This window comes from Cyclobacterium qasimii M12-11B, from assembly GCF_000427295.1.
Taxonomy (GTDB): domain Bacteria; phylum Bacteroidota; class Bacteroidia; order Cytophagales; family Cyclobacteriaceae; genus Cyclobacterium; species Cyclobacterium qasimii.
Genome location: NZ_ATNM01000123.1, coordinates 117,228 through 134,496 on the forward strand (window position 1 = coordinate 117,228; position 17,269 = coordinate 134,496).

Annotated in this window: 11 protein-coding genes; 3 read left to right on the forward strand and 8 right to left on the reverse strand. The window is 36.3% G+C overall.

What is annotated here, in order from left to right:
• Nucleotides 1–248: 248 nt before the first annotated feature.
• The 3 genes from ADICYQ_RS15060 to ADICYQ_RS15070 all read left to right on the forward strand — a co-directional run bounded on the left by ADICYQ_RS15060 (nucleotide 249) and on the right by ADICYQ_RS15070 (nucleotide 10,268).
• Complete coding sequence (locus tag ADICYQ_RS15060; protein ID WP_081652370.1) at nucleotides 249–4,838, forward strand: malectin domain-containing carbohydrate-binding protein; 4,590 nt, start codon at nucleotides 249–251, stop codon at nucleotides 4,836–4,838.
• Between the two features lie 763 nt (nucleotides 4,839–5,601).
• Nucleotides 5,602–6,348 (forward strand): hypothetical protein, encoded by a 747-nt coding sequence (locus ADICYQ_RS15065; RefSeq protein WP_020889528.1) that lies wholly within the window; start codon nucleotides 5,602–5,604, stop codon nucleotides 6,346–6,348.
• 32 nt (nucleotides 6,349–6,380) lie between these two features.
• Complete coding sequence (locus tag ADICYQ_RS15070; RefSeq protein ID WP_020889529.1) at nucleotides 6,381–10,268, forward strand: malectin domain-containing carbohydrate-binding protein; 3,888 nt, start codon at nucleotides 6,381–6,383, stop codon at nucleotides 10,266–10,268.
• Between the two features lie 207 nt (nucleotides 10,269–10,475).
• On the opposite strand, the gene ADICYQ_RS15075 is transcribed toward ADICYQ_RS15070, so the two are convergent.
• The 8 genes from ADICYQ_RS15075 to ADICYQ_RS15110 all read right to left on the reverse strand — a co-directional run bounded on the left by ADICYQ_RS15075 (nucleotide 10,476) and on the right by ADICYQ_RS15110 (nucleotide 17,215).
• On the reverse strand, nucleotides 10,476–11,582 hold the full coding sequence (locus tag ADICYQ_RS15075; RefSeq protein WP_020889530.1) for a glycosyltransferase: 1,107 nt from the start codon (nucleotides 11,580–11,582) through the stop codon (nucleotides 10,476–10,478).
• Between the two features lie 14 nt (nucleotides 11,583–11,596).
• Nucleotides 11,597–12,109 (reverse strand): glycosyltransferase family 47 protein, encoded by a 513-nt coding sequence (locus ADICYQ_RS28785; RefSeq protein ID WP_020889531.1) that lies wholly within the window; start codon nucleotides 12,107–12,109, stop codon nucleotides 11,597–11,599.
• Nucleotides 12,106–12,558 carry a hypothetical protein gene (locus tag ADICYQ_RS28790; RefSeq protein WP_020889532.1) on the reverse strand — a complete coding sequence of 151 codons (453 nt, stop codon included), beginning with the start codon at nucleotides 12,556–12,558 and terminating at the stop codon, nucleotides 12,106–12,108. The genes ADICYQ_RS28785 and ADICYQ_RS28790 overlap by 4 nt, the downstream gene beginning before the upstream one ends.
• Nucleotides 12,559–12,629: 71 nt before the next feature.
• A complete protein-coding gene (locus ADICYQ_RS15085) occupies nucleotides 12,630–13,733 on the reverse strand; it encodes a glycosyltransferase (RefSeq protein ID WP_040416510.1) in 1,104 nt (367 codons plus the stop codon).
• Nucleotides 13,734–13,754: 21 nt separating this feature from the next.
• The gene (locus ADICYQ_RS15090; RefSeq protein ID WP_020889534.1) at nucleotides 13,755–14,516 is read right to left on the reverse strand and encodes a WecB/TagA/CpsF family glycosyltransferase; all 762 of its coding nucleotides are present in this window, start codon (nucleotides 14,514–14,516) and stop codon (nucleotides 13,755–13,757) included.
• A gap of 88 nt (nucleotides 14,517–14,604) precedes the next feature.
• Entirely contained in the window at nucleotides 14,605–15,810 is a 1,206-nt protein-coding gene (locus tag ADICYQ_RS15095; RefSeq protein ID WP_040416544.1) for a prenyltransferase/squalene oxidase repeat-containing protein, read from the reverse strand.
• A gap of 317 nt (nucleotides 15,811–16,127) precedes the next feature.
• Nucleotides 16,128–16,937, reverse strand: coding sequence for a glycosyltransferase (locus tag ADICYQ_RS15105; protein ID WP_040416519.1), 810 nt, complete (start codon nucleotides 16,935–16,937; stop codon nucleotides 16,128–16,130).
• Nucleotides 16,934–17,215: a hypothetical protein gene (locus tag ADICYQ_RS15110; RefSeq protein WP_020889538.1), complete on the reverse strand. Its 282-nt coding sequence runs from the start codon at nucleotides 17,213–17,215 to the stop codon at nucleotides 16,934–16,936. The genes ADICYQ_RS15105 and ADICYQ_RS15110 overlap by 4 nt, the downstream gene beginning before the upstream one ends.
• Between the last annotated feature and the right edge of the window lie 54 nt (nucleotides 17,216–17,269).

The window sequence follows — 17,269 nt, forward strand, 5'->3', positions numbered from 1 at the left end:
AGTAAATTTTTGGTACGAAATTTCATTGCACAATCATGCCATCGCAAACAATTAATTACCCAAGCGAAGGCAATGAAAGTGCGAGAATAATCAAGTTAGAAGAGAGGATTCATGTGTGGAGGAGGCCAACTATTATACTCCATTTGAACAATCTGCCCGGATCTTAGGATTTAGGGTGAATATTTACATGTGTTTTCAAACCTAAGTTGCTTATATATTAACCAACCACCAACTAAATACGAGTACTAATGAATAACACTTTACCAAAGCTAATTCTGTGTTTCGGCCTTTTCCTCCTGAGCATAATGGCCAATGCTACAAACTATTATTTTTCAAATCAAACCGGAAATGACTCCAGAAGTTCAACAGAAGCGCAAAACCCCGACACTCCATGGAAAACTATTAACAAATTAAATGCCATCTTCTCTAGTTTAAAGCCTGGTGACGGTATTTATTTTAAAAGAGGTGAGGTTTTCTATGGTACGATCAAAGTAAATACAGGAGGTTCTGCCGGTAGCCCCATTAAGTTAGACGCTTATGGGTCAGGAGCTAAGCCTGTAATTACCTCCTTCGAAAAAGTAACAGGATGGAAATCTATAGGTAATGGTAGGTACGAGAGTACAAACACTTTTTCTAGTTACGAATCAAACATAGTTTCAGTAGACGAACAAATCTATGAAAAGGGAAGGTACCCAAACAGTGATGCCTCAAACGGTGGGTATTTATCAGTTTCCTCTTTTTCCGGAAACTCCTCTGTTAGCAGCAATGAGATGTCAGGTGCCGCAGATTACAGTAATGGTGAAGTTGTAATCAGAAAAAACCAATGGATTATAGACAGACACCTCATTAAATCAAATTCAGGAGGAACGGTAAATTATAATGGAACTGGCGCTTACAGTCCTACTAAAGAATTTGGTTTTTTCATACAAAACCACCTTTCTACCCTAGATAAATTTGGTGAGTGGTTCTACAACAATAGCAGGAAGATTAATGTGTATTTTGGAAACTCAAATCCAAATAACCATCAGGTTTTAGTAAGCACATTAGAAAATTTACTTGTAAAATCATACAATGTAGATCATATTTTGATACAAAGCCTTCATTTTAAAGGAGCAAACAAGGATGCAATCTATATTGGTGAAGGAAAGGACATTGTCCTTAACAACTCAGAAATAGAATTTTCAGGAGAAAATGGCATTACTTCCTTAAACATAAAAGACTTAGTAATAAAGAACTGTAGAATTAACTATTCCATGAATACGGGATTGAATCTAAGATACGGGAACGACAATGCTGTTATTACTGACAATATTGTAGAAAACAGTTTCCCTTTTCAAGGAGGAGGCAATAACGAGGACAATAATGGCAATGGAATATTAGTATCTGGTAACAATGTCCGAATAGAGAATAATACTGTCAAACAAGTAGGTTTTAATGGTATTCACTTTATTGGCAACGACATTACTATCAAAAACAATTTAATACAGCAGTTTTGCCTTTTGAAAAATGATTGTGGTGGAATCTACACTTTTGGCGGACAAGACGTTACCAATTTCAGTAACAGGGTCATTGAAAACAATATAATAATAGATGGTCTCTCTACAAATAATGGTACGCCTTATCATTCCTCTCAAAACCACCACCCGCAGGGCAGTGGTATCTTTCTTGATGACAATGTAAATGGAGTATCGGTAATCAACAATACCATCGCCAACACAGAATACTCAGGAATCAAGGCTTCAAATAACTTTAATGTTACAGTTAAGGGCAATACTTTTTATAATTCTTACACCCAGGCCCTGATTGGCAACAGTGAGAGAGGTACAGATGCTAGAAATCTGAATTTTTCAAACAATGTATTCTTTTCAAAACACGCTGATCAATATGCTTACCGTATCGACTCTTATAAAGATGATATATCAAGTTTTGGTACTTTTGAAAGCAACTACTTTACAAGGCCACTAGGAGACAACCATAGTATTTACCTTTCTTACTACAAAAACAGTAAAAGGCACGATGAAACCAAAGACCTGAATGCTTGGAAATCATCTTTTAACAAAGACTTAACTTCTGTCACCTATCAACAAGATGAGTTTGAACCATTCTCCCTCCTGGGATTTTTAGGCGGCTTACTCTACGATAATTTATCCTTCCTAAAAGGAATAGATGATTTCAATTGTAATGATTGTACACAATCCTGGGATTCCAATGGTATTTTAAGTGGGTCCATAAAAGTCAAGAGTCCTGGCCCCTCATCCGCTTTGGCTCGAATAGGAAGTGTAGACAAGAATAAAAGCTATATAGCCAAATTTAAGGCTAAAAGTAATAAAACAGGTTCGTTAAGAGTGGCACTTAGATATGCTGGAACTCCTTGGGAAATCATATCTCCAAGTACAGCGATAGAATTAGGTACTGGTGTAAAAGAATATTCGATCCTTCTTCAACCCTATGATAATGTAGCATCCCCAGTAATAATGTTTATTTCTGATATTGGAAACTGGGAATACTGGATTGACGATTTGGAAATTAGAGAGGCTAATGTGAATATCACCAATCCAGATGACGTATTCCTTTTTGAATACAATGCTTCAAAATCTAAAAAATCGATTGCATTAAATGGCGTTTATGAAGATGCAACGGGCAAGTCTTATTCTGGAAATTTTGATATCGCACCCTATTCTTCAGCTCTTCTAGTAAGAACATCTACAGCAACACCACCACCTGCAGCACCACCTGAACCAACTATTGAACAAGTGGTAGAAATAACATCTCCTAGTGGCAATAATACTTATCAAGTAGGTGAAAAAATAGAGTTGCTAGCTGAAGTCACCCCTAATGTAGATAATATTAGCAAGGTGGTTTTCTATAATGGTGATCAAATTATTGGAAATGCTACAACGCAACCATTTAAGCTAACTTGGGGAAATGGAGAAGCGGGAGACCATCAAGTAAAAGCCCTTATCCTCGACAACAGTAACAATACCACTGCTACTTCGTCCGCAATTGGTATTAAGATCAACAGTATAGCCCCTGACCCTGTAATTGATTACCCTACAGGAGACGCTTTTTCTTTACACATTAATATTGGGTCAAGTGATGCCAAAACTTATGAAGGAAATACATATGTAACATTAAGTGAAGCAAAGGTATTAACGGGCAGATCCAATTCATTAGAAATTGACAATAGTTCGGCTGGGACCATCTTTGAATCAATCTCATTTAATGAAGACCTTGAATATCGAATCCCCGTACCTAACGGAATCTACACAATACAAACCTTTCACCAAGAAGTACATTTTGGTCTTAACGGAGTCACTGGATCTAATGGTAAAAGAGTTTTTGATATCATAGTAGAAAATGAAATCAAATACAAAGACTTGGATTTATATGCTTTAAATAAAAATCAAAAAGTAGTTTTAACGCACGATAACATTGAGGTAAAGGATGGAATTCTGAACCTTAATCTAATTGCTTCCGCTAACAATGCAATTATTTCAGGAATCTCAATTGTAGAAAAAGGCATTCAAGCACCAGTCCAATCCACTGAAGGCGCTAGATTCATTAATGTAGGTAGTCTTAATGATGAGGAATACAACGGGGATTTATTCATCTCCGACTACACTGACAAACTCTTCTCTTCTTCAGGAATATACGAGAACGAAGCTGCTAATAAAGAACCTATTTTCCAGTCCAATAGATTTTCGGAAGATCTAATCTATACTATACCAGTAGAAAATGGCATTTATAGAGTTAAGACTTACCACATAGAAAATTACTTTGGCGTCACTCACCCTGATGGCAGAGCAGGCTTGAGGGTATTTGACATCTTCATGCAAAACCAATTGGTCAAAAATGATCTTGACCTTTATGCAAGAAGTGGCAACCAGGAAACGGTTCTGGTTTTTGAAGAAATCGTAGTAACGAATGGAATACTTAAGATTGAAATGAAAGCCTCTGTAAACAACGTGCTATTGTCTGGGCTAGCGATCATCCCAATGAGTGAATTTAATGATGACCTTAAGGATGATTCTTACTTCATTAATGTAGGTAGTGAGTCGGACACCCAATACAAAGGGATTGATTTTATTTCCGAAAACAGTGTTACTCAGATACCTTCAAAATCCTCCTCATACAATGTACCTGCATCTAGTTCAGACCAACTTTACCAATCTAATCGCTACGGGAAGGCGTTAGACTATAAATTCCCGGTTTCAAACGGAACTTATACGGTGGTCACCTATCACAATGAGAATTATTTCGGAGAGGTTTCAAATAGTACAGGTCCAAACAATAGGGTATTTGACATCTATATAGAAAGCGTTAAAGTAAAAGGTAATGTTGACCTCTACATAGAAAATTCGAACCGACCAGTTGCACTTCGGTTTGAAAACATCAATGTATCGGATGGTGTTTTAAACCTTAACGTCAATGGCATCAAAAACAATGCTTTGCTATCAGGGATTGCAATATTCCCAAGTGCCAAGGAAAATCTAGGCAACTTGAATTTGAGACAGATCGTAAGCGAAACTGAAGAAATTTCCACACTAAGTGAGCTGCGGGAAAGCGGCATTACCACTGAATCCTACGAGACCAAACTGTATCCTAATCCAGCTGTCACCTCTACTACACTAGAAATCGGACAAGATCTGGGTAGGTTCTATGTTAGCATTCATAACCTCAATGGTCAATTAATTGATTACTTTGATTCTGATATACTTATAAATACGGAAGGCAAATATGAAATACCTGTCCACCAGCTTAAGCAAGGTGTTTATATTGTAACCCTTTCATCAGAAAGCAAAGTGCTGGAGAGAATGAGACTCGCGGTAACACCTTAAAAAACGCTTTATTACTTAAAAGGCCTTGAAAAATTCAAGGCCTTTTTTTTTGACTATTTTTTTCAGGCTGGACAAAATGCAAAAACATTTGTTCCGTTTACCAACAAGTACCGTATAAGGCCATCAACGGAATAATCCTTTCGATCTACGCATTTCATGCCAACCCAAATACCGAAAGGCTATTGCACTGTAAGGCAGATACTCAATTACCTTCTTGAATTCCCACCCATTACTTACACCCTCTTTTTAAAGGACTTACGCCTCTATTGCTTACTCCAACAGGTCGAAACTTTTATTAAATGCTCATTACTTTCCACTTACATTTTTTAATTCCTTCATTCTCACTTTAGGATTTAGGAGGATTTTCTCTAATTCACATCCATTATTGAAAATAATTTAAAGAAGTGAAAAATAACTAAAAAAAATTTCCGCTTCCATTTTTTAGATCATCGACAAAATTTAGAATTCCAAAAGCAATATTCATTTCACCTATTGAAATTATTCAATATATCCTTTGCTCCAGAAGTTTTTCGAAAAGGTGTAAAGTTTGTATTTAAGAATTTTATACCGTTTATTATTGAAATGAGATTCATATTTAGAATTTCATTTTGATATATATGAAAATCAAAAAACAAGATTCTTTTAATCGAAATGCCGTTTTAAGACTTCATAAATCAAAAAAAGTAGGACAAAATTAACAAACACCTGAAGAATAAGGTGGGTTCGAAAATTGAAAAGAATATAAACTTTAAAATAGAATAAAATGAAAGCGTTATTTTTCTCCATTTCCTTTCTGATTTCCTTAGCATTATCTATTACGCAAGGCTATGCTACAAATTACTATGTTTCTCAAGAATCTGGAAATGACTCACGTTCATTGGCAGAGGCACAAAATCCTGCCACACCATGGAAATCAATTGATAAAATCAATTCACTATTCCATTACTTAAAGGCTGGTGATGCTGTATTTTTTAATAGAGGTGAAATTTTTTATGGCACCTTACACATTCAAGCTTCAGGGTCTACCACCTCTCCTATTAAAATCGGAGCATACGGTTCTGGATCAAAACCAGTAATTACTTCTTTGAAAACCGTGGATGGTTGGAAGTCTATAGGAAACGGTGTTTATGAAAGTACTTCTTCCCTTAACACCAATACTGTTAAGGTCCTTTTGATCAATGGAGAGATTCATGAGATGGGAAGATATCCTAACAGTGATATTGCAAATGAAGGTTACTTAAACATCGAAGAGACAAGTGGTAATTACCTGATTTCCAGTAGCGACTTGAGTGGCTCTTCTAGCTGGACTGGCGGAGAGGTTGTCATTAAAAAGAATCAATGGATTATTGACACCCACCAAATCTCTTCACATAGTGGAAATCAAATTCGTTACAATGGATCTACAAGTGCTTATACTGCTGAAAAGGAGTATGGATTTTTTATTCAAAACCACATTAAAACACTTGATACTTTTGGAGAATGGTATTTCAATCCTTCCACTAAAAAATAAACGTCTATTTCGGCAATAGCAATCCTTCTTCCATGAAAGTAGAGGTCAGCACCTTGGAGAACTTATTGATCAAAGACTACAGAGACGAAAACATCACAGTAGAAAACATTCAGTTTAAAGGAGCTAATCAGGATGCCATCAAAATAGAAGGAGGCAGAAATATAAGAATAAGTGATTCTGAAGTCACCTTTTCAGGCGAGAATGGCATTCTTGCTTTAAGTGTGATTGACTTGATAATCGAAAGAACAAACATCAGCAACATCTATAATAACAGTTTGTACCTTAGATATGGCAATGATAACGCTATTATTAGAGACAACGAAATCAAAAACACGGCTCTGGTAGCTGGTAGAACACAAAATGAAGATGCGTCAGGAATTGCAATCTTCGCTTATGGAGAAAACGTGTTGGTTCAAAACAATGCAATTGTCAATTCAGGCTTTAACGGCATTCAATTTAATGGTAATTATACAGTTGTTAAAAATAACTTTGTAGATACATTCTGTCAGATCAAAGGTGATGGCGGCGGAATTTATACTTTTGGCGGTGTACAATACCAAAGTTATAGAGGTAGAAAAATTGAAGGTAACATCGTTGTAAACAGTATCGGAAGTAAAGGTGGTATTCCTGACAAGGGGGTTAACTACAAACCATTGGCTGAAGGTATCTTTTTGGATGACAACTCGAACAATATAATTATCAGTGGTAATACAATTGGTAATACTGAAAACAGTGGTTTGAAAATGTCTAACTCAAACAATATTACAGTATCGAACAATACGTTCTTCAACTCACATTCTTCTATTACTATGGGAAACAGTGTTATCGGAGAAGACACCAGAGACATTAGTATCTCCAGCAACCAGTTTTTCGCACAAACATCTGATCAAAACTCATACTCTATCAAAACATACAAAAATGACATTAATTCATTTGGTGATTTTGATAAAAACCATTTTTTCAGACCTCTTGGAGATGAGTTCAGTATTGAAAACGAATACGTAAACAATGGCAAAAAAGAAGCAGCCATAGACAATCTTGAACAGTGGAGTGATAAATTCGGTAAAGATAAAAACTCAGTTAGTAATTCAGTAGACATCTCTACTTATACCATTACTAAGACAATCGGAACTAGCCTTTACGCCAATTCTTCTTTCGACAAAAATGTAAGTGGTGTATACTGCAGCGATTGCAAACAAGAATGGGAAACCAACAGCAAAACAAATGGTGGCTCGCTTAAAGTTAGCGGTTCAGGATCTAATGCAGTGAAGATCAATTTAGGTCAAATGAAGAAAGACAAAACTTATTTATTGAAATTCAATGCCTTATCAAATAAGGTCGGTAACATTTCAACTTATTTAAGATATACTGGCACCCCATGGGAGAAATTATCTGCTATGACTACATTTGAAGTAAACACCAGCCTTAATGGCTTTGAAGTACTTGTTACTCCATATGCAGATGTGAATGAAGTATCACTTTTGATCACTACGACTGAGTCCAACTTCACCTATTGGATGGATGATTTGGAATTTGTAGAAGTAGAAGCTTCATTTATTAACCCTGAAGAAGAAATACTATTTGAATATAACCCTACTAAAAGCAGCAAAACAATTGCTTTGTCTGGCGAGTATGTAAATGCCAAATTAGAGAAATTCTCAGGACAAGTTACCATACCTGCTTATGGATCTATAGTGCTAATCCGTGTTGCAAAAGGAAGCGAGCAAGCACCTGAAATCATCAAAACACCAAGTATCGAATTGTCAGTTCAAGAAGATCTTAGCCGAATTATCGAAGGAGACAAAATTACAATGACCAGTGAAGTCACCAACCTGGACAACAACATAGCTAAAGTAGACTTCTACTGTGGTTTAAAATTGGTAGGTTCTTGCGAAGTAAAACCTTATTTGGCTGTCATCGATGAAATCGAAGCAGGAGAAACTTATGTTTGGGCTTCAGTAACAGATAAAAATGGAAACGTAAGTACTTCTGAAGAAATAGGATTTACTGCTAGTAGCAAACCTATAGAAGTTATCGAAAAAACGCCTGTTGAAAACACCCCTAGTGAAGCATTAGAAGGAACTTATTACCACATTGGCTACAATGGCACGGTGGATCATGAAGGCCAACAATTCGAAGCGATCAACAAGGAATACATCAAATCATCCGGAGTAAATGTCGCTACAAAAGAGTCTGGTAGTGATGAGGTTTTATTTCAAACTGAGATGTTTAATAAAATCTTAAACTTTGAAATTCCATTAGAAAATGGAACCTATACAATCAAAACCTACCATAACGAAATGTATTTTGGAAACAATGGAAAATACGAACGTGCTGGACTAAGGGTATTTGATATCTTGATTGAAGGAAATGTTGTTAAGAAAGATTTTGACATCTATGTTGAAAACAAAAACCAAGAGACTACGCTAACTTTTAATACCATTGAGATTAAAGATGGAGTTCTTAGCCTTGAACTCAATGCATCTTCAAACAACAGCCTCATCTCTGGAATTGCAATAGTGCCAATGGTAGCTGAAACTCCAGTAGTTATTGAAGAACCGGTAGTCGTTAAAGATCCTGTAGAGCCAAATAATCAAACAGAAGGTGTTGTTATGTACCTTAACACTGGTTATAAGGAAAGTATCAACTTCCAGAACAATGTTCACGTATCAGGAAGCGACTACATCACGTCTTCAAACGCCAACACTGCTACCAATACAAATGCTAGTAACGATAAAATATTTCAGGGAGAAAGGTATTCTTCTACTATAAATTTCTCTATACCTGTTGAGAATGGGACTTATACTGTAAAAACCTACCACAATGAGTTGTATTATGGAAAAGGTGGCTCAGAAGCAAGAGCAGGTAGAAGGGTATTCGATATCCTACTAGAAGAAAATGTGGTCATGGATAATTTTGACATCTATACTTACAACAACAACCAACAGACGGTTCTTACTTTCGAGGGTGTTGAAGTGAAAGATGGTGTTATAGACTTAGACTTGATCGCCAGTGCAAACAATGCTTCTATCTCTGGACTTTCAATTATTCAGGAATTAAATGAAGCGCCTCAAACACCTGGTTCAGAACATCTTTACTTTTTGAATACTGGCAGTACTTCAAGTGCTACATTGAACGGAATCAACTACCTGGCGGAAAACAGCACTGATCAATATTACAACAATGGCACCAACAGCTATGAAAACAATAAGATAGCTGTCGATGAGTTATTCCAAACAGAAAGAAGTGGGAAAAACATGAAGTACAGTATTCCAGTGCCTAATGGAACCTACACCGTTTTCACCATGCACCACGAACTTTGGTATGGACATGATGGAGCTGCTGCCAGGGCTGGAAGAAGGGTTTACGACATCGCTATTCAAGGGAATGTACTAAAAAGTAAATTCGACCTTTATGTTGAAAACAACAACGCACCTACTTTACTATCCTTCGAAAATATCGAAGTAACTAATGGTGTTTTAACCTTGGAATTAAATGCAATCGCAAATAATGCAAGCATCTCTGGAATCGCCATCGTAGGAAGTGATGCCAAAGGAGGAGATATCGCAGCAAATTTAAGAACTGCTTCATTTAACAGAGGCTACAAAGAGATGTACAAAAGGGGTTACAAAGAAATGGATGTCTACACAGAAACAGTTACTTCTGATGAGATCCGTATATTCCCTAACCCTGCTAAAGGAAGAGCAACTTTAGAGCTTAATGCGGAGATTGGACAAGGAAGAGTACTTATCCACAACATGAACGGTCAGTTGGTTAGCCATTTCGATCTAGGCGGGATCCAAACTTCAAACAACCAGTTTAACATCCCACTTGACAATCTTTCTCAAGGTGTCTACCTAGTAAGTGTTACCAATGAGCAAACCATCATCAATAAACAAAGGCTAATCGTCAATCCTTAATAAAGCGATTTCCATTAAAAAGGTCTCTGAAATTAATTCAGAGACCTTTTTTCATTTATAGGCAAGATAAAAAAACCGCGTAATTATAGGCAAAAGATGTGAATACTCAATTAAATGGAAATAAAGTAGCAAGAAATAAGCTGTACATAGAGATTAAGGGTATGTAATAATACCAACTCTGTATTAAGTCAAACCACCAGGTAAAAATTATTTTCTTTTCAGAACTGTCTTAAATACCTCTGCCATTTGATTAGCGAAATTTTGAATATTGTATTTTTCCAAATGGAGTCTTTTGGATGTTTTACCCATTTCGTCAAGGTTTATATCCCCACTTATCATTTGCTTCAGTTTTTTATTCCACCCATCAGCCGTATTGTCATTTACCCAAAGTCCTATTTTTTCTTCCTCAATATCGATATCTAAAAAGGAATGTTGCGTCATCAATACCGGTTTACCGACAGCCATTGCATCTAATAAAACAGTCAATCCATAAGTGTTGCCTTTCTCTCTAATCTCCTCCTTTAATGGGATGATTATAAATGCGGAATTCACATAGGCCTTCAAAAGCTGATCATAGGGAACCCATGTAGTATCCACAGACACATTTGAGGGTAAATTTACCGATGCAGGAATCGTTTTAGGGGTGCAGTAAATTTTTAAATTATACGGCAACCCTTCGAAAGCCTTTATAAGTATATCATAATCTCGGTCGGCAGTACCTGCGCAAACAGCATAAGGTAACTCTTCACTATTCTCATCCGCTTTCAAGCCTTCATAAAAGGCTACATCTGCCCCCCAACTAACTGAAAAACACTTATTGTCTTTTTCTTCCTGATTATAATTCAAATCCCTTTGGGTTTTTTTCATCAAATTCTTTGAGAAAAATGCAAAAGCATCAAATTGTCGGAGCTGCTTTATCCCTAATTTATTTAGAATAGAATCCTTATTTTTATAATAAATGAAATTTTGATGCGCCAAGCCAACAAGAGGAATTTTAACTACCCCAATCATACTCAATAGTGTCAATAACCTATTGGTAGAGACAGGATAAGGCATGTACACCAAGTCATAATTTTTCAAAATGGCCAGTGATCTTACCTGTTGATCCAGGAATGAAATTTTAAGGAATTTACCAATTTTGTCAAGCCACTCGTGCTTCTGGTGTGTGTGGATATCCACAATAAAATCACCTGATTTTTCCAATTCAATCTTCCCCATAAGATAATGGCTCGGATTGGTCCCCTTTTTCCAGTTGTCGTAGATTTTATCAAAGGAATAGGAGTTGATTAAAAGTATTTTGATCTTTTTCTCCATGAATATAATTCAAATTAAGTAAGCTCCAATTCTTCAATCTTGGTCACAATATATTGGGCAGTAGCCCTTTCGGAGCATTTTTCTTCCCACCATAAAAGTGTTTTTTGATGTATTTCTTCAAGCTTTTTTTCATCCTTTAATAGCTCCCGGGCAACTTCACACCCTTCTTCCCAGTCTTCAATCTGAATCAAGGGAGAATTAGCATAAAAAGGGGTATCTGGTAATGGTTCCGAAATAATGACACATCCTGCTCTCATGGCTTCAAAATGCCTGAAACATTCCGTCATAAAATAGCCCTTTGGACACAATACTATTTTAGAGTCTGAAAGTACTTCCCCATATTTTTCGGGAGAGAAACCTGCCTTAAAACCGTTGTTAAAGATGACAATGGATTTCGAGAAAAATGAGCTGAAATCACTTCCAAGTTTCAACAAAAATTTGCGATAATAATCGTGTGTTAAAAGGTTTTCAGAGGGCAAAATAAAACCCCATTTTGAAAATACACGGTAAAAATTAATTCTGTTCATGTTAAGGTTACCCCTAAAAAAACATTGTATTTTCTTTTATTGATTGGTTTGTTTGGGAATTCAGGAACTGCATTTACATAACCCAAAGCCATCGGGAAAACATTGCTTGCTACGGCTTTCATGCCAATATAAGATTTAAAAATAGCGAAGTATTTATCAGAAAAAACACTAGGGTCTAAGGCCCTTTCATCTGAAAAATATAGCAAAATTTTCTTCTTGTTTGACTTATAGTCTCCACTGGGTGGCATAATATCGGTACCAGAATCAGGATCCTTCTTATTCACCCGGTGGTTAGAATAAATGAAGAATTCGAATTCATCAAACCTTTGAAGCAAAACACCTCTTAATTCATCAATTACTTTCTTAATGAACTTCGATTCATTCAACTCCTCAAATCTATAATCTGATTTGTCCTCCATTGATACATTGGTGAGACCAAATAATTTCATATTTTAAATATATATTTAATAGTATAAAATGATAAATAGATTTAAAAAATCAAAAGATTAACTCAATATAGCTATCTTAAACGGATTTTAAACACAGCCTTTTCTAATTTTTCCCCAAATAATTCTGAATTAAACTTTTCCAGGTATATTCGACTTGCTTGGTCACTCATTTGGCGAAACAATTGTTTGTCTTTGGCTAATAACTCAACGGCATCCACCCAACCATTTACATCTCCTTTACCAACTGTAATTCCAAAACCCTCTTTAGCAGCATCAATATTAATCATTGGGTTTTCTGTAATTACCGTAGGCTTTCCTAAAGCTACCACATCTTGTAAGCTTGTCATACCTTGGCAACCCTCCTGGCTATCAGGATACTTAAGAGGAATTAATATAGCAATAGATTCCTTGTAAAACTTAAGTAATTCCTCATAGGGTATAAAGGATGCATTAATGGTAACATTTGCTGGCAAGTCCTTTACATCTGGTTTTGACCTCGGTGTACAAAATATTTTAAGTTGGTGGTCCATTTTTCTAAATGCCTCAATTAATGTTACATAATCTCTGGCAGTATGTCCCGCACTTATAAAATAAGACAAAGAATCTTCTTTGTTACTTATTATTTTATCATAAAACCTGGTATCCGGCCCCCATTGTGCCGTATCAATTTTATCCAAGTCTCTCTTTTTTGTGACCTTTAGTGCCTTTATAGTGTGCTCTTTCAGTTCCTCACTTAGAAAAACAATACCGTCGTATTGAAATAAAAACAGCTTACTAATCCACCTTAAAAATGAATTTGAAGAATTCATTTTCATAAAAGGTTGATGAATGGTCACTAAAATGGGTTTTCTATATAGACCCAGCATTTTTAACATTATTAAGAGCCTTGTATTTGACCAAGAATAAGGAGCATACAAGATGTCAAAATGCTTGCCATAATTCAATAATCTCAACTGTTGGTCCAGGTGTTTAACTTTAAACAAATTACCTATGCGGTTAACAAAAGGGTATTTTTCGTGTTGAAAAATTTTAACTTCTACCTTACCTCTAGCTTCCAGCTCCACTTTACCCCACACATGGTGACTACCACTTTTGCCCTGTTCCCAAAGCGTATAGGCATTCTCCATGCTATAATTGTTAACCAATAGTAACCTTGGTTTTCCCTTCTTTTCCAAAATTTTAAATGTTAGGTTAAATTAGGTTTTTCTTCTATTACTAGGGAAAAACCTTTCAGTAAATAGCAACTTCACAAATGCAATATTTGTCGTAAGGTAACGCTTCCACATTCTACCAGGCTCCTGCATCGTTCTATAAAACCACTCGAGACAAATGTTCTGCATCCAAACAGGTGCTCTCTTCACTTTACCGGACACCACATCGAAGCTACCTCCCACTCCCATTATAAAGGGAACATCCATTACTCCTTTGTACTTATTCAGGAAGATCTCCTTTTTAGGTGAACTCATGGCAACAAATAGAATATCAGCTTTTGATGCTTTTATTTGTTCGGCGATCCCTAGCTCTTCCTCTTTTCCGAAATAACCATTTCTATACCCTGCTATAATATTAGGATTGTATTTTTCTGAATAAATTTGTACAACCTTGTTTACCACATCTTCTTTTGCTCCAAGAAAAAATATTTTATACTTTTCCCTGGCAGCTAAACCAACCAGATTATCCATAAGGTCAATCCCTGCCACTCTTTCAGGTAAGTCCTCTCCAAGGAAACGTGCTGCCCAGACGATAGATTGTCCATCGGCATTAATTATATCACACTCAACTATAGAAGCCTTTAACTCCGCGTCTTTTTGTGCATTTACTAGTTTTGCTGCATTTACTACCACATGGTGTAAATTCTCATTTCTCTTTATGCTTTGATCTATTAATGCTACTGTTTCTTCCATAGTCAAGGAGTCTACAGGTACATTACAAATACTAATTCTTTTTACCTCTTTCATCAGGTTGCTCTTTATGTATACTTAACAAGTTATTCTTTTATTTATTATCATCGATATCACCCCCTAAAACCAACTATCGATAAGCACGTCAGGATCCCTTCTTAGGATTGGCGTTTTTATAAAATCCAGTCTCCTTTTTAAATAAGACAGTAAATGATAAAAACATCCATGCTTGAGCCCAACGCATATAAGGTATTTTAGATGTGAAATGTTTATTGATTTGATAATAAAAATACCCTTTTGGGGACTGCATGTTTTCTATGGTCCACTCCATCACTTTCACAGCCATTTCTTTGTGAGTATCAAATTTCCCCAACTTATCGAGCGTAATTAATAACTGGGTTGGAGCATGAATATCAACTGGAAAAGTACTATTGTTATAATACTTTGAAATGCCTTCTGAAGTGAAAAAAGTCTTGATATAATAATCAAATCCCTTATTCATATAATCATCAAAGGAATGGTCACCCGTATAGCGAGCATAGTCTGATAAACACTCAAGGTTATAGCCTGTATGAAAATTATCAATCCAATGATGAAAAGGTAAGGTGCCATAACTCCAGGCGCCATTCTCCTTCTGGTATCCACAGGCAAAATTGACTGCTTTCTTGGCCTCGTCAAACAACTCTTCCTCCTTTGAGATAGAATAAACCCTGCCCAATAAGCGGGCTCCCAAAAGTGAAGCATTAAACACAACACTTTTATCTAAGGGAGAATAAGAAAAAGAAAAATCACCCTTGTCATCATAAGTACGGTAAAGGTCCTTTAAGACAAAGTCACAAGCACTTCTTGCAGCAATGTAAAACTCCTCTCGCTTGGTGATAGCATAAGCATCAAGTAAGGCGCAAGCTATGAATGTGGTGGCAACAACTGTAGGCGTATACTTGGGTTGAAAAAACGCCCTAGCTTGCCAGTCAAAATTGTATCCCCAACAACTTCCACTCCACCCTTTGGTTTGGAGTCCCAATATTTTATCACCGAAGAAATTGATCTTCTCCAGATATTCAGACTGTGGATCAATTCCGTATAGGTTACAATAGCTAGTCAAAAACAAGCCCAATGCCTTGGGATTAAATTCTTTAGGAACCCCAACAAGAGGCCTAAGGTTCATAGGTGCTCGCTTGAAAAACTGGGTCCAGGCCAGTTTAGCAATACGAGATTTTGATAGCAAGGGGATGGACTGAAACAGTTTACTATTTAAGCTGTCATAGGGATCATATCCCTTGTATTCCTCCTGCGAACAAAAAGCGGCCAATTGCTCAAAGGAACTAAAAAAATCGGTTGCTTGACTCATTTTTACTTTGTTTGATGGCATTTATATATTTATTTCAATTGGCAATTTCCTAAAAACAGTGCTACTGTCTGAGTAATGGTATGAAGTACAAATCAACCTTAATAATGAATCCATCTCAATCAAGTCAATGGAGACAAATGAATAAAAAGGTTTGGAAAAACCCTCAACATCAAAAGCATAAAAGAGGTATAATGAGTAAAATATGGCCATCCCAATTGCCGTTGGCAAACAATTGATTCCATAAAATGGCAAAACACTCAGCTTAGTAATAATCCAGGGACATCCACAACACCTTAAGCGCTGCTTTATACAAATTATTAATAATACTTCTCTATATACCCTAATAGTTGATCCACCCTTTTGCTCCAAGAATTATTTGCAGCAATTGCGATCCGTTCTTTGATCAACCCTTCATTGTTGTCTTCAAATGCCTTTTTCACAAAAGACACAAACTCATTGTCATTATTGGCTTTATATACCGTTCCTTCAGGGAATTCCCAATGCCTCACATTCGGTAGATTTGTTATTACTGCAGGTCTACCTGTTGCCAGGTATTGCCACATTTTATTTGGTGTTCTCCCAGTATTTGGATCATCCATATAATAAGGAGCAATGGCCACATCCATTTCTAATAATTTGAGACTCAAAGGATCTCCAGTCATTATCCCGTGGGCAACCACTTTGTTTGACAAAGGCAAATGATCCAAGAAATCATCTTTAATTGGCCCAATCAAATGCAATTCCACATTTTCGATCTCCAATATTTTATTAATCAGTGCCAGAGGTGTCTTTTTCTTATCAATAAAGCCGAGTAAAACCACTTTTATCTTGCCATCCCGCTTATTCAGTGTTAAATGGGATGCATCCACTTTTGGGAATTCAGGAGCTCCAAGAGGCAACTCATAAGATTTAGGATTAATCTTACTAAAGTTATCCACTAATTTCTTTGCAGTAGCCAATGAAAAGGTAGAAGTCTTAATCAACCGTGTCTGGGTAAAAGTCGCGTATGCTTTCATCCATCCTGGCACTTTGACGTTGTTTATAAAATCATCATTGGCCATGTAAATAAATTTCTCAAAATATTTACCAACAAGGTGTCCACCGAATTCGGTGCAAATAAAAATCACATCCCTGCCCTTAAATTGTTTTTAAGTTTTGTGAATAACCACACCTGATAGGCCTCATTCAAGACAGGCATCCTATACCTTAGCCTAAAACTTGCTGGGAAAGAAGGCGTAAGCAATTCGAAGTTATCATTTACCTGGGTGCTTTTCAATCCAGGGATCCCTATGGTATTTGATGACACAAAGGTAACCTTAAATCTTTTTGCAAGTGCATGGGCCAATTGGTGTCTCGATCGAGGCGGTCCGTCCCATTCTGTGTTGGTATAAACAATAAATTCCATTGATCTAGTTATTATTTTCTTCTAAAAAAATTCAACCGTTTTACAATTATGTTA